16 protein-coding genes and 1 tRNA gene are annotated in these 18,007 nt (G+C 62.0%); 7 read left to right on the forward strand and 10 right to left on the reverse strand.

From position 1 onward, the window contains the following. The first annotated feature begins 7 nt into the window (after positions 1–7). The 3 genes from OTER_RS09760 to OTER_RS09770 all read left to right on the forward strand — a co-directional run bounded on the left by OTER_RS09760 (position 8) and on the right by OTER_RS09770 (position 3,577). Positions 8–1,756, forward strand: a complete 1,749-nt coding sequence (locus OTER_RS09760; RefSeq protein WP_012374746.1) for a phospholipase D family protein — start codon at positions 8–10, stop codon at positions 1,754–1,756. 66 nt (positions 1,757–1,822) lie between these two features. After that, on the forward strand, positions 1,823–2,650 hold the full coding sequence (locus OTER_RS09765) for an SMP-30/gluconolactonase/LRE family protein (protein ID WP_012374747.1): 828 nt from the start codon (positions 1,823–1,825) through the stop codon (positions 2,648–2,650). Between the two features lie 87 nt (positions 2,651–2,737). After that, a complete protein-coding gene (locus OTER_RS09770) occupies positions 2,738–3,577 on the forward strand; it encodes an NAD(P)-dependent oxidoreductase (RefSeq protein ID WP_012374748.1) in 840 nt (279 codons plus the stop codon). A gap of 218 nt (positions 3,578–3,795) precedes the next feature. Here OTER_RS09770 and gcvP read toward each other — a convergent pair whose 3' ends face one another. Further along, entirely contained in the window at positions 3,796–6,675 is a 2,880-nt protein-coding gene (gene gcvP, locus OTER_RS09775; RefSeq protein ID WP_012374749.1) for an aminomethyl-transferring glycine dehydrogenase, read from the reverse strand. Between the two features lie 178 nt (positions 6,676–6,853). On the opposite strand from gcvP, the gene nth reads away from it, so the two are divergent. Then, complete coding sequence (gene nth, locus OTER_RS09780) at positions 6,854–7,504, forward strand: endonuclease III (RefSeq protein ID WP_012374750.1); 651 nt, start codon at positions 6,854–6,856, stop codon at positions 7,502–7,504. Positions 7,505–7,901: 397 nt separating this feature from the next. Further along, positions 7,902–9,278 (forward strand): right-handed parallel beta-helix repeat-containing protein, encoded by a 1,377-nt coding sequence (locus OTER_RS09785; RefSeq protein ID WP_012374751.1) that lies wholly within the window; start codon positions 7,902–7,904, stop codon positions 9,276–9,278. A 198-nt stretch (positions 9,279–9,476) separates the two neighbouring features. On the opposite strand, the gene OTER_RS25795 is transcribed toward OTER_RS09785, so the two are convergent. Further along, positions 9,477–10,343: a hypothetical protein gene (locus OTER_RS25795; RefSeq protein WP_012374752.1), complete on the reverse strand. Its 867-nt coding sequence runs from the start codon at positions 10,341–10,343 to the stop codon at positions 9,477–9,479. A 652-nt stretch (positions 10,344–10,995) separates the two neighbouring features. On the opposite strand from OTER_RS25795, the gene OTER_RS09795 reads away from it, so the two are divergent. After that, positions 10,996–11,934 (forward strand): hypothetical protein, encoded by a 939-nt coding sequence (locus OTER_RS09795; RefSeq protein ID WP_012374753.1) that lies wholly within the window; start codon positions 10,996–10,998, stop codon positions 11,932–11,934. Positions 11,935–12,220: 286 nt separating this feature from the next. Here the strand turns inward: OTER_RS09795 and OTER_RS26915 are convergent, their stop codons facing one another. Continuing rightward, complete coding sequence (locus tag OTER_RS26915) at positions 12,221–12,625, reverse strand: GIY-YIG nuclease family protein (RefSeq protein ID WP_343123230.1); 405 nt, start codon at positions 12,623–12,625, stop codon at positions 12,221–12,223. Positions 12,626–12,711: 86 nt separating this feature from the next. Next, positions 12,712–12,791: transfer RNA gene (locus OTER_RS25800), tRNA-Cys, on the reverse strand. A 55-nt stretch (positions 12,792–12,846) separates the two neighbouring features. Here OTER_RS25800 and OTER_RS09805 point away from each other — a divergent pair. Then, positions 12,847–14,022 (forward strand): tyrosine-type recombinase/integrase, encoded by a 1,176-nt coding sequence (locus OTER_RS09805; protein WP_012374756.1) that lies wholly within the window; start codon positions 12,847–12,849, stop codon positions 14,020–14,022. A gap of 1,150 nt (positions 14,023–15,172) precedes the next feature. On the opposite strand, the gene OTER_RS09810 is transcribed toward OTER_RS09805, so the two are convergent. From OTER_RS09810 to OTER_RS09835, 6 genes are all read right to left on the reverse strand, one after another. After that, the gene (locus OTER_RS09810) at positions 15,173–15,466 is read right to left on the reverse strand and encodes a type II toxin-antitoxin system RelE/ParE family toxin (protein ID WP_012374758.1); all 294 of its coding nucleotides are present in this window, start codon (positions 15,464–15,466) and stop codon (positions 15,173–15,175) included. After that, positions 15,466–15,684 (reverse strand): addiction module protein, encoded by a 219-nt coding sequence (locus OTER_RS09815; RefSeq protein ID WP_044892357.1) that lies wholly within the window; start codon positions 15,682–15,684, stop codon positions 15,466–15,468. The genes OTER_RS09810 and OTER_RS09815 overlap by 1 nt, the downstream gene beginning before the upstream one ends. A gap of 65 nt (positions 15,685–15,749) precedes the next feature. Then, entirely contained in the window at positions 15,750–16,013 is a 264-nt protein-coding gene (locus OTER_RS09820; protein WP_012374760.1) for a hypothetical protein, read from the reverse strand. 303 nt (positions 16,014–16,316) lie between these two features. Continuing rightward, positions 16,317–16,952 carry a hypothetical protein gene (locus OTER_RS09825; protein WP_012374761.1) on the reverse strand — a complete coding sequence of 212 codons (636 nt, stop codon included), beginning with the start codon at positions 16,950–16,952 and terminating at the stop codon, positions 16,317–16,319. 6 nt (positions 16,953–16,958) lie between these two features. Further along, complete coding sequence (locus OTER_RS09830) at positions 16,959–17,531, reverse strand: hypothetical protein (RefSeq protein ID WP_148218070.1); 573 nt, start codon at positions 17,529–17,531, stop codon at positions 16,959–16,961. 152 nt (positions 17,532–17,683) lie between these two features. Further along, on the reverse strand, positions 17,684–17,986 hold the full coding sequence (locus OTER_RS09835; RefSeq protein WP_012374763.1) for a hypothetical protein: 303 nt from the start codon (positions 17,984–17,986) through the stop codon (positions 17,684–17,686). Positions 17,987–18,007: the final 21 nt, after the last annotated feature.

An 18,007-nucleotide genomic window follows, 5' to 3' on the forward strand; every position in this document is an offset into this window, starting at 1 on the left:
GCAGCCGATGAGTGCCGTCTCCGCGCGCCGTGTGTGTTGGCTGGTTGGACTGCCGCTGCTGCTTGGGACGCTGAGCTTCCGGGCTGCGACCACCGAGCTGCCCTTTGTCGACACGCCGTTCGGACCGGCAGTCGCCGCGGCGCTCGGCGATCATGCGCGGGGCGACACGTCGCAGGGCAACCGGGTCGTCATCCTCGACGGCGGTTACGAGGTGCTGCTCGTGCGCATCCACCTCATCCGGCAGGCGCGGCGTTCGATCGAGGTGCAGACGTTTATCTGGACCAACGACGAATGCGGCCGGCTGGTGATGTTCGAGCTGATCGAGGCGGCGCGACGCGGCGTGAAGGTGCGGGTCATCGCGGACCAGCCGTTCTCCGAGCAGGATCCCGCGCTGACGGCCTTCCTTGCCACGGCCGATCCGAATCTCGAGATCAAGCACTACCGGCCGACGCTGGCGCGGATCCGGCCGTCGTTCGTGCACACCGTCGCCGCCGGACTGTGGTCGTTCAAGGCGGTGAACCAGCGGATGCACAGCAAGGTGATGCTGTTCGACGAGGCGATCCTCATCACCGGCGGCCGGAATCTCGAGAACGCCTACTTCGATCATTCGACCGAATTGAATTATCGCGATCGCGACGTGCTGGTCGTCGGACCGGCGGCGCGCGAAGCGGCGGAGACGTTTGAGGAATTTTGGGGCTATCGTCACTCGGTGCCGAGCCGCGAACTGATCGATGTGGCGGCGGAGATCGAGAACGGAAAGTTTCGCCGCTACGACACGCGGGCCGACTACGATTTCGGAGCGTTTTTTGGCGAACTCGTTCAACAGGCCGACGACGCCGCGTTGATCACCGCGCGGTTCGTCCAGCCGCTGCGGCCGGTGAAGGTGGCGCGGTTCCTCTCCGATCGACCGGGAAAATCGCGCGGGTTTTTCGGTCGGACGGCCCGGATCACGCGCGAGCTGAAGGCGGTGCTCGAGGAGGCCCGCACGGAGATCCTGATGCAGACACCCTATCTCGTGCTGAGCGGGCAGGCGCAGACGCTGATCCAGGAGCTGCGCGAGGAGCGGCCGCAGCTGCGGATCCGGATTTCGACGAACAGCTTCGCCTCGACGGACAACCTGCTAGCCTACTCGGCGAACTACCGGCTGCGCAACCGCTACGTGCAGGACCTCGGGCTCGAGGTGCACGAATTCCGACCGAAGCCGGCGGCGCTGCCGCTGCTGTTTCCGCGCTACGACGAGCTGGCGGCGTTCGCCCGCGAACGCCGCGCGGCCGGCAAGCAGTCGCGCGATCCCTTTCTCTGCCTGCACGCGAAGTCGCTCGTGATCGACGACCGGATCGCGTTCATCGGCTCGTTCAACCTCGATCCGCGCTCGCAAAACCTGAACACGGAAGTCGGCCTGTTGATCGAGGACGAGGTCGTGGCCCGCGAGCTGCGTGACCAGATCGAGCGCGACCTGCGGCCGGAGAACAGCTGGGTCATCGGCCGGCGCTCGCTGCCGCTTCGGCTGGAGGCGGTGAACGGGCTGGTGGGCGGGATCCTGTCGCTCGCCCCGATGGACGTGTGGCCGATTCAGAACACGAGCAGTTTCGAATTGCGACCGGGCGGACGCGTCGTGCCGCCCGACGATCCGACGTTTCAGGCGAACTATCGCGAAGTCGGATCCTTCCCGGGCACGGAGGGGATGTTCACCACGAAGGAAATCCTGACGCGGCTCTACAAGGTGGTGGGCCCGCCGTTGACGCCGGTACTGTAGCGGGTGTGGCATAAGCCGCGTGGACGCGCACCGAAAGGGTGCGCGATCCGTCCAGCCATCCACCCCATGAAGACCCACGTCATCACCCTGCTAGCGATTCTCGGCGCCGCGGCGCCGATCAGTCAGGCCCACGAGCTGAAGAAAATCTGGGAGAGCGCGCCTGCGTTCAAGGTGCCGGAATCCGTGCTGCATGATCGCGCGCGACAGGTGCTCTATGTGAGCAATATCGAAGGCGAACCGTGGGCGAAGGACGGGCACGGTTCGATCGGGAAGCTCGGGCTCGATGGTCAGGTGCTCGCGGCAGAATGGGTGACGGGACTCGATGCGCCGAAAGGCATGGCGCTGCACGGCGCGCGATTGTACGTCGGCGACATGGACGCCCTGGTCGTGATCGATGTCGATGCCGGCAAGATTATCGAGCGCATCGCGGTGCCGGGCGCGCAGGGCTTGAACGATGTCACCGTCGACGAACACGGCGTGGTATATGCGTCGGACTCGCCCGGGAAAAAGGTCTACGAGGTGAAGGACGGCCACGCGCGGCCGCTACTGCAGAACCTGAAAGGCCCGAACGGAGTGCTCGCGCACAACGGCGTGCTGTATGTGCTCGATGGCGAGGGACTGTATCGGGTGGCCGACGGGGGTCAGCTCACGCTGATTTGCGACGGGATGTCTGGCGGCGTCGATGGCGTGGAACCAGTCGGCAACGGCGACTTTCTGGTCTCGTGCTGGCGCGGCGCCGTGCACTACGTGAAGGCGGACGGCACGCGCGAGACGCTCCTGGACACGCAGGCGCAGAAAATCTATTCGGCCGACATCGGCTACGATCCCGCCACGCGCACCGTTTATGTGCCGACGTTTTTCGGCAACAGCGTCGTGGCGTATACGGTCAAGTAAACGCGGCAGCGGTGCAGGGGCCATCGCGCCCAATGCGCACAGGCGATTTGGCTTTGCAGCTGCGGCGGCTCATTTCTGGATAAACCTATGAAAACCATCGGCGTGATCGGGCTTGGGATCATTGGCGAAGTGTGGGCGAAAAACTATGCGGCGGCGGGCGCGCTGGTGGCGTCATGGAACCGCACGCCCAAGCCGCACGTGGCCGGCTGGAAAGATTCGGCCGCGGAAGTCGCGGCGGCGGCGGAGGTGATTCAGATCGTCGTGGCCGATCCGCCGGCGGTGGAGAGCGTGCTCGGGCAAATCGCGCCGCAGCTCCGGCCGGGCAAGGTCGTGCTGCAGTCGAGCACCATCGATGCGGCGAGCAGCGCGCGGTTTGAGGCGCTGGTGGAGAAGACCGGCGCGCGCTACGTGGCCGCGTTGTTCACCGGCAGCAAGCCGGCGGCTGAGCAACGACAGACGGTGTTTTATCTCGGCGGCGATCGCGCGCTCATCGCGGAGATCGAGCCGCTGCTCGCGCTGATTTCGAGCAAGCGGTTCGTCATCGGCACCAACGAGCAGGCGTGCACGTTCAAGCTGGCGATGAACCTGAACATCGCCGCGCAAATGCAGGGACTCGCCGAGGCGCTGACGATGGCACGGCGCGCGGGGATCAGCGACGACGTGTTTTTCAAGGCGCTGAGCCAGAACGTGAGTTACTCCGGTCTGGTGAAACTGAAAGAACCGAAACTGCGCGCGGCGGATTTCGTGCCGCAGTTTTCGGTGAAGCACATGCACAAGGATCTGCGGCTCGCCGCCGCGGGCGCCGCTGGCCTCAAGTATCCGGCACTCGAAGCCGCGCGCGACGCGCTGCGCGAAGCCGAGGCGCGCGGGATGAGCGACGAGGATTATTCCGCAGTGATCAAGCTGGTGGGGGAGGAGAAGAGCTGAGAGATGAGAGTTGAGGGTTGAGAGTGGAGAGTGGACGGGTCGGCGTTGTCGCCGGGCTCGATGAGCCCGGCTACACCCACAGCTTGGCTCCGATGGAGCCGCGACGCCCTCGTCGCGGCCCGAAGCGGACGCCCGCCAAGCGACGCGGCGAGGGCGCCGCGTCTCCAGAGCGGATTTCGGATTTCGAATTTCCGACGCGCAGCGCCGGCCCAGCGCCGTCACGCGTACGCTTCCATCCCGACGCACGAGCATACGAGATTCCGATCGCCGTAGACGTTGTCGACGCGACCGACGCTCGGCCAGAACTTCGCGGTCCGGGCGAACGCGCTCGGAAACACGGCCAGCTCGCGCGTATACGGATGCGGCCAGTCGTCGGCGCACACGGCCTTCGCCGTGTGCGGCGCGTGTTTGAGGGGATTGTTCACCTTGTCGGACTCGCCGTTCACGACGGCCTGCATCTCGCCGTGGATGGAAATCAACGCGTCGCAGAACCGATCGAGTTCGACCTTCGACTCGCTCTCGGTCGGCTCGATCATGAACGTTCCCGGCACGGGGAACGACATCGTCGGGGCGTGATAGCCGTAGTCCATGAGCCGCTTCGCCGCGTCATCGACCTCGAGCCCGTGTTTCTTCCACGCGCGGAGATCGACGATGCACTCGTGCGCGATCAGCCCGGCGTTGCCGCGGTAGAGCACCGGGAAGAAGGACTCGAGCCGCTTCGCGACGTAGTTGGCGTTGAGGATCGCGACCTTCGTCGCCTGCGTCAGTCCGTCGGGACCCATCATCCGGATATACATCCAGGAAATCATCAGGATGGACGCGGAACCATGCGGCGCGGCGGACACGGCGCCGTTGGCGCGGCTCGTTCCTGATTTCCGATTTTCGCTGAGCACGTGGCCCGGCAGGAACGGCACGAGGTGCGGCGCCACGCCGATGGGACCCACGCCTGGACCGCCGCCACCATGGGGGATGCAGAACGTCTTGTGGAGGTTCAGATGGCACACGTCGGCGCCGATGTGGCCGGGCGAGGTGAGCCCGACCTGCGCATTCATGTTCGCGCCGTCCATGTAGACCTGTCCGCCGTGCTGATGAACCGCGGCACAAATGTCCTTGATGCCGGGTTCGAACACGCCGTGCGTCGACGGATAAGTCACCATCAACGCCGCGAGATTTTGCGCGTGAGTCTCCGCCTTGGCTTTCAGATCGGCCACGTCGATGTTGCCGTTGGTGTCGCACGCCACCGGGATCACCTTGAATCCGCCCATCGCGGCGCTGGCGGGATTGGTGCCGTGCGCGCTGGTGGGGATCAGGCAGATGTTGCGATGGCCCTCGCCGCGCGACTCGTGAAAGCCGCGGATCGCGAGCAGCCCGGCGTATTCGCCCTGCGAGCCGGCATTCGGCTGCAGCGACACGGCGGCGAAGCCGGTGATCTCGGCGAGCCAGGTTTCGAGATCGCGGAAGAGCCGCTGGTAGCCGCGGGTTTGCTCGGCCGGGGCGAACGGATGCAGCCGGTTGAACTCCGGCCACGAGATCGGCGCCATCTCGCTGGCGGCGTTCAGCTTCATCGTGCACGAGCCGAGCGAGATCATCGAATGGCAGAGCGACAGATCCTTCGCCTCGAGCCGCTTGATGTAGCGCAGCAGCTCGTGCTCCGTGTGATGGCGGTTGAACACGCTCGCGGTCAGGAACGCGGACGTGCGGGCATGCGGTGCGGCGAAGACCGTGTCGCTCTCGCTCATCAACGCGAGTGGCGTGCCGAGGTCGGCCGATTCATTGAAAAATGTCAGGAGCGTGCGCACGTCGTCGAGTGTCGTGGTCTCATCGAGCGACACGCCGACGGTGTAGTCATCGATCCGACGCAGGTTGAACCGTTTGGCCGCGGCGGCGGCGTGCACGCGCTGCGCGGCGACATTGCCGATCGTGAGCGTGTCGAAGACCGGCTCGGCGTTCACCTTCGCGCCGGCCGCGATCAAGCCCTTCGCCAGGAGATCAGTGAGCAGCTTTGTGCGACGCGCAATCCGGTGCAGTCCCGCGGGCCCGTGATAGATCGCATACATCGAAGCCATCACCGCGAGGAGTACCTGCGCGGTGCAGATGTTCGAGGTGGCTTTGTCGCGGCGGATGTGTTGCTCGCGCGTGCCGAGCGCCAGTCGCAGCGCCGGATCGCCCTGCGCGTCCTTTGAAACGCCGACGAGCCGGCCCGGCATCTGACGTTTGTAGGTGTCGCGCGTCGCGAGGAAGCCCGCGTGCGGGCCGCCGAACCCGAGCGGCACGCCGAAGCGTTGCGCTGAGCCCACGGCGACGTCGGCGCCAAACTCGCCCGGCGGTCGCAGCAGCGTGAGCGCGAGCAAATCCGTCGCGACGATCGTGAACGCGCCGGCCGCATGCGCCGCGGCGAAAAAGGCTTCGAAATCGTGGACCGAGCCGGTCGTGTCGGGATATTGCACGAGCACGCCGAAGCAGCGCGCATCCGGCTGGTAGGTGCGGTGATCGCCCACGAGCACCTCGATGCCGAGCGGCTTCGCCCGCGTGCGGACGATGTCGATCGTCTGCGGATGACACGCGGAGGAAACGAAGAACTGCCGGTGCGCGGAGGCGTCGCCCTCTTTGAGCCGGTGGCACATCATCATCGCTTCGGCGGCCGCGGTGCCTTCGTCGAGCATCGAGGCGTTCGCGATCTCGAGCCCGGTGAGGTCGATCACCATCGTCTGAAAATTAAGCAGCGCCTCCAGCCGGCCCTGCGAGATTTCCGCCTGGTAAGGCGTGTAGGCCGTATACCAGCCGGGGTTTTCCAGGATCGTGCGCTGGATGACGGCGGGCGTGACGGTATCGTAGTAGCCGAGCCCGATCGCGCTGCGGAACACCTGATTTTGCGCGGCGATTCCGCGGAGCTCAGCCAGCGCGGCGCTTTCGCCCAGCGCGGCGGGCAAATCGAGCGGACCGCGGCGAATCGCGGGCGGCACGGCGCTATCGACCAGCGCATCGAGCGAGCGAGCGCCGAGCAGCTTGAGCATGGCGGCGGTCTCGGCCGCGTTGTCGCCGGTGTGCCGGCGCGGGAAGGTGTCGATCGGGGCGAGCAGGTCGCGGGGCGGAAGCATGAGTGTAAGAATGCGCCGACCCTACGGCGGCGGCGGGAGCGCGCAATCGCGAACTCCGTTCCGCAGCGTGGCACGGGCGTCTCGTCCGTGGAATTTAGGGACGGTGAAATGCGCCGCGATGCCTCCACGCGGGAACCCGGATTGCCTTTCTCCAGCCGGCGTTCTTTTTCTTTCAAACATGACCCGCCAGGAACGCGCCGCCTACGTCGATCGCCGGCTCGCCGAGCTGTATCCGGATCCGAAGATCCCGCTCGACCACCAGGACGCGTTCACGCTGCTGATCGCGGTGCTGCTGTCGGCGCACACGACGGATCGCTCGGTAAACAAGGCGACACCCGAGCTGTTTGCGCTCGCCGACACGCCCGAGAAAATGGCGCGGGTGCCGGTGAAGGAGATCGAGCGCATCATCCGGCCGGTCGGACTTTTCGCGGCGAAGTCGAAGGCGATCGCCGGACTCGCACGGATGCTGATGGAAAAGCACGGCGGGCAGGTGCCGCGGACGTTCGAAGAATTGGAGGAGCTGCCGGGAGTGGGGCACAAGACGGCGAGCGTGGTGATGACGCAGGCGTTCGGCGTGCCGGCGTTTCCGGTCGACACGCATATCCACCGGCTGGCGCAGCGTTGGAAGCTGACGAGTGGAAAGAGCGTCGAGCAGACCGAGCGCGATTTGAAGGCGCTGTTTCCGGAGGCGCGCTGGAACAAGCTGCACCTCCAGTTCATTTATTATGGCCGGGAGCACTGCACTGCGCGCGGCTGCGATGGCACGATCTGCGAAATTTGCCGGACGCTGTTTCCCGACCGCAAACGCGCCGTGACGACGCGGAAGTAGAATCGCCTCCTACCTGTCCGCAGCCCGGGAGGGGAAGATGGGGACGCGACGCCCTCGTCGCGTTTTTTGAGCCGAACCCCGCGACGAGGGCGTTGCGGCTCCAAGGGACAACCGCGTCCGCGTGCGTGGGCGCGGCCAGTTTACCCCGGCACGTCGGGGTCCCGGCCGCATCCGTTTCCAAGGCGGGCAAGAGGCTCGCACTCCCAGAGGCGGGGAAGGAGTTTCGCGCAACAGTTCAGAGGGTAGGGCGGGCATTCCGCTGCCCGCCGTGAAGTCGCTCGACGTTCGCGGCGCTCACGGAGTGAGCACCCTACCTTCGCCAGCTCTCGAGGGAAGTGCATGCCGGCCTTTCGCGCGGCTTGCCTCGCGGCCGCCGGCGCGCCATTCGCAGTGGATTATGAGACTCGGCGACCCCGGATCCGGCGTGGCGAACGGCCTGCGGATCATGTGTGTCGCCATGCTCACGCACGCGGCGGTCGCCGCGGAGTTCTACGTCGCGCCGGACGGGCGGGACGCGAATCCCGGCACGATCGAAGCGCCCTTCGGCAGCGTGCAACGGGCGTCGTCGGCGGCGCGTGCCGGCGACACCGTGTTCATCCGCGGTGGCACCTACGTGATGAGCGAGGCCCAGATCGCCGGCCGGGACGGCCCGTATGCCTGCGTCGTCATGTTCGAGCGCAGCGGCGCGCCGGGCCGGCCGATTCGGTACTGGGCGTATCCCGGTGAACGACCGGTGTTCGACTTCTCCCACGTCAAACCGGCGGGGCGGCGGGTGACGGCGTTTCGCGTGAACGGCTCGTGGCTCCATCTGCGCGGGCTCGAGGTGGTCGGCGTGCAGGTGACGATCAAGGAGCACACCCAGTCGATCTGCTTCGACAATCGCGGCAGTCACAACGTCTACGAGGCGCTCAGCCTGCACGACGGCATGGCGATCGGACTGTGGATCGGCGGCACGGCTAGCCACAATCTCGTGCTGAATTGCGACGCCTATCGGAATCACGACCCGGTGTCGGAGGACGGACTGGGCGGCAATGTCGATGGGTTCGGCTACCACGGCAAGAAAGGGAGTGTCGGCAACGTGTTCCGCGGCGGCCGGGCCTGGTTCAACAGCGACGACGGCTTCGATTTCATTCACGCCGAGGAAGCGGCGGTGATCGAGGGCTGCTGGGCCTTCTACAACGGCTACTCGCCCGAGTTTCGTTCGCTCGCCAACGGCAATGGGTTCAAGGCGGGCGGATTTTCGCGCACGCCGGTCGATCGGCTGCCCGATCCGATTCCGCGCCATGTGGTCCGACGCAGCTTGGCGGTGCGGAACAAGGCGAACGGGTTTTATGCGAATCACCACGTCGGCGGACTCGATTTCATTCACAACACCGGCTACCGAAACCGCGTGAACTTTAACCTGCTCGGTCGTGAACCGTCGGACAACACGACGCTGATCGATGGCCGCGGGCACCGGTTGAAGAACAATCTCGGGTTTGCGGCGCGGGAGAACGAGGTCGCGCGGCTCGATCTCCAGCGGAGCGACGCGAGCGGCAATTCGTTCACTCTGCCCGTGGAAATCACCGCGGAGGATTTTCTGAGCGTCGACGAGGCGGAACTGACGAAGCCGCGGCAGCCGAACGGCGACCTTCCGAGGGTCCGTTTTCTGCACCTGGCGCCGGGCAGTGATGCGATCGACGCTGGTGTGGATATCGGCCAGCCGTTCAACGGCGCGGCTCCCGATCTGGGCGCGTTTGAGGCGCTGCAGCCTCCGATTACGGCACCCCACTAGATAGCGTGTTCGTGGCGCTTCGCCCGTTGTGGCCCGCTGCAACGATCGAGTTTTGTTCACTGGCCAGCCTCGGACGGGGCGTAGACGAGTTTCAAGGGGCGGAGCGGGAGCTTTTCCGCATCGGACACTCTCGTCGCAGCGGTACAAAATCACGGCACGATCCGTTGGCTCTTGCGCGTAACAGGTCCCTTCCTTCGGTTACCGGTATTGTCCTCCGAAATCAGCTATGCCTGCTGCATTCCCCGGTAAAATAGTACCAAATGCTTTGATCACCCCGTTCAATGTAACATAGTATCGCGCTCCAGTCGCGGGCCCAGAAAAACTCACGCCAGTTACGTCGATAACGCCGCACGATTCGGATGCCGCGAAGTGCCACGCGAACGATGGGGTGCCGACGAGAGACACTGTTGCCGCGGGCGATAGCAGTATTACCGACTGAATGGCGTAGAGGTGGCGTTTCGCGGGGCCTACGATTGAATAGCTGCCAGCCGCGAAAACTTTCCCATGGTTTGCGGCAAATACATGGAAATCCGTCGCCGCGCCAAACACAACGTTCGAAAATACCACCTCACTGTAATCAGCTTTGATGCACGCTCCTCCTGGCGCGCTAGTCTGCATCTTTACACCCTCGATGCGCCATACCTGGCGGCCACCACCGGAGTAAAAGCAGCATCCCCCTGTTTCTCCTGGAGTTGTCAGGTCTATCAGTACGCTGGAAGGCGATGCCACGTTACCCCTAAGAACTACTTCGCTACCTGAGCTGAGCCACGGCCTCAGCCACACGCCAGAAGTGTAAACTCCATCGGCAATTTGGATCGTCACGTCGAACTCGCCTAAATCGAGATCTTCTGAAACAACGTTAACCGCCTTTTGGATCGTGCGGAAGGCACCAGTCGCGTCGTCGATCAATCCACTGTTAGCATCATCGCCGTCCGGACGAACAAAATATGTGCGGTCTGCGGCGAGCGGGTCTCGAATCGGAATCCTGCGACTAAGTTCAGCGTTTACGCTGGTAAGTGGTAGCAAGAATAACAATGCCAATAACGTGGTGAATTTTTGTTGCATCTTTTAACAGTGGTTGAGGCTGTTTAGCTGGGTTGTAGGCTGGAATACGGAATGGCAGGGTGGCAGACAGGCTTGTTCCTGCAAGTTGTATTCGCGAGCCGCTGCAACGCCCAAGACGATGGACAGGAGAATCGACAGATTGAGGAGAACCAGGGCTCGGCGGTGGAGGCTCACTGTGTCTACCAGTTCCACCACCAGACCGTGATTGACTTGCTGGCGGAAGCCCTGACGCCGTTCTTCCTTTTCCTAGCGGCCGGTCGGGGAGCGTCTTCGCCGTTCAACAACCTTGAGCAACGGGCATGGGTGCTCCTGTTCGCATGCCGTCCGGATCTGCTCGCAGGTGACGATTGCGGGGCAGCAGCAGCCCGTCGCTGGGGCATTGATCAGGCGGCAGTGACTTCCCTCGTGAGGGAGTTCGAAGCCTATGTGCCGGGGTTTCGGTCCCTCGGAGGAGGGACGAAACGACGGAGCGATTCAGTTCGTTTGGCGGTCAGTCGCGCGCGGCATCGTGAACAGCTCCAGCGCGAAACTGGGAGCGACCGGCCTTTCCTTGCTTATCCTCGACGTAAGTGACCGGAGGCGTAGCGAGGCTATTGCCGTAGGCGGTTTCGGTCTTGAGACCGGATTGCGGTTTGTTAAATAACCGTCGTCCATGAGTTCAACCGATTCTACCCCGCTCGCAGTTCTCGCCCGGCCCTATTCATTGACTCGTTCCCGGTTGGGAACTGAGACGAAAATCTTCTCCGAAAGATATCTTTGTACGCCGGGCAGCATTGCAGTTCTCTGTGAAAGTATAAGTACAAAGCTGCAGTCGCTTACTCCAAAGGCAGGCGGCTTCAGCTATCTGCTCTCGTTTTCTGACAGGACCCATTTGGATAAGTCGGACCTTGGCTTCCTGTGTAAGTCTACCATAGATACTGGAAAGACGACGGAGCGACTAGTACTGAAGTGGATCGTCACGCACGATATTAACGGTGAAGACAATGAACTAACGGTGGTGATCCGGATCGCTAACCCGATTAATCCACTGTTGTTCTTTCAGGCAGCACTTAGCAAGTCGCCGCAGGATATCGACAACGTCGATTTTGAGCTGGGATCTACCTGCGTATCCGTTTCAGGAGCAGGTCAGATTTTGTGCGACGAGTTTTTTGGATTGGTGCATCGTTGGATTGAGGCGAGGGATAAACCGTATTCATTCATTGGCATAGACGCATTCGTTAAGAAGCATGGTAGGAAGATCGCTTTTCTGAACCGGTTCCTTCTCCCGTATATTTTGCTCGCTGGTACAATGCTGGTCAGCGGCGGGCTAGAAACGAAGTTCGGGTGTGCTCCCGAGCAGGTTCTGATCCTAGCTCTGTTGTTGTTCTTTGTATCCCGCGATCTTGGCCTAGCGGTGAACAAGAAAGTCGAGCAATGGGCACAGAATCTGTTTAAGTTCAGTATCTTCCAAATAACTACGGGGGATAATGATTTAGTCACAAAACTGGTCGCGAAGTCGAAGAATAGCTCGCTCAAGCTGTGCGGGAGTGTGGTGTATGCTTTCGCAATCAATATTGGCGCCAGCGCGGTGTTTTGGTGGCTCACGAAATAGAAGCCGATATGATGCGCTAGCGACTCGGTAGGATCTGAAAATATTTTGTGGCATCTGCTGCCGTCGCTCTTCCCTTGTAGTGCTGGTACAGCATTCGGGGATTGGCGTGACAGAGGATGACGGCGGTGCGGGCGGCATCCTTGTGCTTTGCGACGTGGTAGGAGCAGAACGAGTGCCGCAGCACGTTCCCGGGGTTCTGGATGCCCGCTAGCCGGAACACGTCGGATTTCTGGGCTAGGTATTGACGCTCGGTCAGCGTCCACGCCGCGTCAGGTGCAGTGCGCAGCTATTTCGGGAACTTTTCGTGTAGAAGTTCGCTATGGTGGCTCTCGCGGGTTTCTGCGAAACAGTCCGCGTAGATGCTAAACGCCAAGTGGCGTCGGCGGAATTCATGTCCTGAGCCGGTCTTCAGGTACTGCTCGAACGCGAGCGCGCGTCGCTCGTCGGCGAAGGCATGATAGCACACGAGATTCCATGGGCGGAACTTGGCAGTGTGAGGTGACCGCCCGGCGTTGTGATCCTCGATTCGGCCCCTGAGATTGTCCGTGCTTCCAACGTATTTCTCGCTCGGCGTGTGCGTCGATTCGAGGATATACACGTAGTGCACGGCAGTTCCTTTGTCGCACATCTGGCCCTCCTTCGCCAAGCCTCCTTCGTGATGCCTGCGGAGGCTTCGGCCTACGGAGGGCATCCTTCGCTTCGTCTGCGATTAACACACCGAATGCTTCAGGATGGCCTGCCATCCGTAGCCTCAACCGGTTGCGGTTGAGCGAAGGATGGTGGACGCTCCCGGACTCGAACCGGGGATAACACGGCTGCGTCGTGTAAGTCGCTGTTTCACTCGTAGAAACACGTCCAGAAACATGGGAACATACCCTTGGACGTTGGCACTAACGTTGTCACTAAATTGGCATGGCCTCGTTGCGTAAACGCCTTCGCTCCCCCTACTGGTTCGCGTGCTTCTACAACGCGGACGGAACCCGTGCGCAGCGCTCGACGAAGCAGAGCGATAAGCGAAAGGCGCTCGGGATCGCGAACCAATGGGAGCGTGCCGCGAAGCTCGCCGGACAGAAGCGGCTCGGCGAAGCGCAAGCCCGACGCGTGCTGTCCGATATCTACGAGATCACGAACGACGAGCCGCTGCCGTCCGCCACAGCCAGGGATTTTCTGACGCGCTGGGCGGAGCGTCGGAAGCTCGACACGGCCAACCGGACTTTCCAGGCGTACAAACAGGTCGTCCGCGATTTCCTGAAATCGCTTGGGCCTCGCGCCGAGCGGGACATTTCCCAGATCTCGAAGACCGACATCGTGACGTATCGCGATGAAGTGCTGACTCGGACTTCGATCGCGACCGCGAACAAGTCGCTGAAATATCTCAGAGTCGCACTTGGCGCGGCCTACAAGGACGGACTGACGCAGGACAACGCCGCGAGCAAAGTCGACGCGATCCGGCGTCGGGACGACGAGCGCAAGCAGCGCCGGCCGTTCACGCTGGGCGAACTAAAGGCCATCCTGGCGAATGCGTCCGCCGAATGGCGCGGCCTGATCCTGTTTGGGTTCTACACGGGTCAGCGGCTCTCGGACATCGCGAACCTCACTTGGCAAAACCTCGATCTCGAACGGGAGGTGATCCGGTTCGTGACCGGCAAGACCGGGCGCCAGATGGAAATCCCGATTGCGGCGCCGCTCCTGGCGCACATCGAGACAATGCCAGCGTCGGACGATCCGTCGGCGCCACTGTTTCCGGAATCGTCGTCGGTCGCGGCGGGCGAATCGGCCGACTCGCGGCTGTCGCAGCACTTCTACGATCTGTTGGTCGCCGCTGGCCTCGCGAAGGCACGGCGGAGGGACAAGCAACGCGATGAAGGCGCACCAGCACACGGCCGCTCGCGGCGTCGGACGGTGCACGAAATCTCGTTCCACTCGCTGCGGCATACGGCGACATCGCTGCTCAAAAACGCCGGCGTTTCCGAGGCGGTGGCGATGGACATCATCGGCCACGACTCCGAAGCGATCAGCCGCCACTACACGCATATCGAAACGAAGGCGAAGCGGAAGGCCCTGGCGAAGCTACCGAAGCTGTTCTGAGCAACGCGGCGGCGAAGCGTCGCCGATTTGACTGGTTTTGCCTGGAAGCGGAGCGTTGCGCCGTGGTCAAAAAAGAAGGTACCCGGACACCCTCCCAGCGATTCGAAGCCCTAGCCCAAGGGCTTATTGCGGTGACAGCAAAAGAGGTAGGAAAGGCAGAGGCATCCGTAATGTCACGCGTGCGAACAATCAAGAGCGCGCAACGAAAGCCGTATTGACTAACCGATACACGCACGGTAACGATGGGGTAGCATCCAACCGTTGTAGGGACAATGATTGCCGCGATTAAATGGCTGCTGTGTATTGTCTTTTGCTCCGGCTCCATCTATTTGGTTTTCAGGAATAAAGGGGAGCCGGGTGATGTTCAGGGCCATTATATCCTCAAGACGCTTTGCGTCCTTCCATTTGTAGCGTGGTTGGTGTGGGCAGCGATAATTTTGCTTGGATAACTGCGTAAACGCTTATCCGTCGCATAAGTGAAACAAAAAGGGCGGCGACCCCGAAGGACAGCCGCCCCAGGATGGCTGTGGGTTCCCAAGTCACGCCGTTGTCTGAACGTCCATGCTAGACGACCAGCCGTTCACCGTCTTTGCGAGTGGATCGACGTAAAACGGCCCCACCTTCCCACTCGTCCGACGGGGCGCGTCCCAGACGGAGTCACGGAGATCAGCGATGCGAATCAGAACGCAGAGACCGCTCGCTAGTCGGTAGCATACGGAGTGGACATCGGGGTTGGACAGGACGCTTGCGGGGATGTCAGTTCGCCAGAGTGAGCGATTGGCCCAAGTAGCGGGGACGTTGCGGTGCCAGACGTGGTTGAGGACTTTCGGTGATCTCATAATACCGAGAAGTCTGCGCCCTACGCCCAGCACTGTACCTTCCGTACCTACGCTCTCGTACGCGCGAGGCGCGTAGGTACCAGATCACAGGCCAACTTGTTCCAGAATTGGTGTAATAACTAGAGTGAGTTTGCCTCCCGTCATTTCCGCGAACTCGAAGAAAGTAAGCCTCGCACCACTTAGGAGCGGGCTGCGTCGTCTGAGCCCCATTCTTGGTTCTTTGCCGACGCGGCAAGTTCGTTCAATTCCCGGCGTACTGGCCACAACGAATCACTCGTTAGCTTCCGCATCCGCGTCCCCGCTGTCGGTAGTCAGCGTTCTCCCAGGCGGCCGAGGTCCATGGCGGTGTGCAGAACCGCGATTACGCGAATCGCGTCGTCATCGACGCGGTAATAGACGGCGTAAGGAAACCGCCGCAGAAGGACACGCCGCAGGCCTCGATGAACAGGCGGAAACAGCAAGGGCTGGCGGGTAATGCCGGCGAATGCGGCATCAGCCATCCGCACGAAGTCCTTGCCCAGTCCGGGCGACTGATGCTCGTACCAATCGTGCGCCGCGAGCAGGTCGGCGCACGCCGCAGACGTTGGCCTGACGACGGCGGGCATCAGCGCCGGCGCAGTTCGTCACGAACTTCGTCCCACGGCCGTCCCTGATCTGGATTCTTTTCTAACGAATCAAGGCGCCGGTCTAGCTCTACACGATGTGAAGCCGAAACCGGAACGCTCTCGGGCTCGGCGGCAATGCGATCCCAAATCTCCTCCACGAGCAGGATGCGCTCGGCCGGAGATAGCGCGCGGAGTTCCGATTCGATCGCAGGATTCATCAGCCGGGAAATCTGGCCGTCTCCCTCGCTGACGCAATTCATTCCGGCGAAATTGCCGTCCGTCCTCACAAGCTGGTGGCGCTCATCTCGCCCATTGACCGGCGGATGTAAGCCGCCACGGAATCGTAGGCCACCAGGCGAACGCCGCGGAGCGCACCGCGCTGGCGGAGGGCCACCGTTTTGATTTCACCGGCGGCTGCGGCCTTGTAGTACCAGCCGCGCGACAGCCCGAAATGCGGATCACGTTTGCCGGGTGCAGGGAGTCGGAAGAACTCGACCCGATGCGATGCAGTTTCGGTGGATGGTAGTGTGAGTGTTCCTGAGTTCATGGTCGTCTTTTTCGGTGTCACTGTTCGCGTGCGAGCCCGCGCGACAAGAGGGCGGGTCTACCGAGATCAGGGCAGCTCTGATCCCCTTTCAGCGGTAGTTCTCCGTTCGCTGCTCATCGATGACGCCGGCACGCATTCGAGTTGGTTGATGCCTTCATCGCTACAGATCACACCGGCCACCGGCTGCGACAATCACACGCATCTACTGAAATCGTCGTAGAGCTCCTACTGTTTTCCCAGTAGCTCGATAGCGAGACAACGACGATCCGACCGCGCACACATGGCGCTGAATCTGGCGTGCACTCAGGACCCGACAATCAGCCTGCAACTAACCTGAGCGATTTCGGAAGTCACCTCGACGATTTGAGAGACCTCGGCCATGGATTGCTCTGAGATCGTTGTTGTTCCTAGCACCCACATGAGAGCGGACCGAATCATCGCTCCTCCGACTTTCTGGGCAGTCTCGGGCAAGTATTCGGCCTCGGCCGTCGTATTCGCGGCCATCGCGGCAAATTGAAGCGATCGCATGTCCTGCATGACGGTGAACGCCTCTTGGAAAGTTAACTCGCGTCCAACCACGGATTCCGCTCCATCCCGATTGAGCCAGTCGACGTGATACTTGCAGAAGTGCTCCATCTCGACCCGGAGTCCCAAAATATCGTACAACCTGATTGTCGCTCCGGGCCAATGCGCCGTATTCCGTACCCCCGCCGCCAAATCTAGCCGAAACTCGGGCGTGGAGACCTTCGGATCTAGAACGACGACTCTCGATGCCGCAGCATTCTCGACAAGAGAATAGACACCCAGCATCGCGCGGAAGAATTGCCGGGAGTTTTGCTCGATCCACGTTGGCAGCATCTCCCCAACCCGGCTTTCCGCCAGCTTGAGCCCACAGGCGAGCCCCACGCCATAGCCCGTTCGGTCATTTCGTGAGGACATGGCGCTTTATCGAGCTAAGCTTTGCCGCCGCTTCACTTGGGCGATTACGTCCAACACGGCGGCGTTCCACATCCCGACCATCGGCTCTGCTACGCACTTCCGCGGATCACGGTCGTCAAATACGAGAAAATCTCCAACAGCCAATTTCGTCCGCACGTGGAACCACGGGACGACCGATCTCCCCAGCGCCAACATTCCCGACGGAAAAGAGACGTAATCACGATGCAGGGTACACTTTCCGATGCGCGCGGTCCCGCCTTCCTCAAGGCTACGGTCGATTCGTTGGCTGATGACCGGCAACACGTATGCATAGGAATCCCGCAAGAACTGCTCGTATTGTGCTTTCAACATACCGTGGCCCTCGAAGCTCACGGCAAAAACAAATTCGATCATCTTGCCGTCAGTTGCCCGCAGGACGATCTCGGCTTCGTAGACTTTGGTTCCGTCCGGCATCAGGTATTGTGGAGAATCGCGCACCCCCCAGCGGACAGCATCCACGCGATCAATCGGCACCGCCACACCGCGGTTTGCCACATGGTCGGCAAAAATCCCGTACGATTGAGCTGAAGTGGATGACACCTGGTTCCTCTGTCCGAGCTAACCGGATCATTAAACTTGTCTCAATGCGAAACAGCCGACCACACCGGTGCAGTCCGTGAGTGTGCGATACGGCTCGACGGCCTTGCACATGAGCGAGGTTCTGCGAACCGACGCTGCCCCTCGGAATGGCATTACTTGCTCGTACGCGGGCGCGGACACGCGCTCAGTTTGCTGACGAATGGCGCCGTGGCCGCCAATCCAGCGTAGGCCGACGGCAGCACGCGCAAGCCGGTCAGACTGGAGCATTCGATCGCCTCCATCACCTGGCCGAGGTTGCGGCCGTGGATCTCGACTTCGCGCTCGGCGAAGGAGATCACGAGTTGGTCGCCGGTCAGGCAGGCGCCGAGATAACGCGACCAGGGCAGGGAGAGCAGGTCGCCATTCGCGAAATGCAGCGTGAGTGACACCGCGTCGCCGGGAGCCGTGGTCGACATGCATGGCGGCGGACGGACCGG

It is taken from the genome of Opitutus terrae PB90-1, from assembly GCF_000019965.1.
GTDB lineage: Bacteria > Verrucomicrobiota > Verrucomicrobiia > Opitutales > Opitutaceae > Opitutus > Opitutus terrae.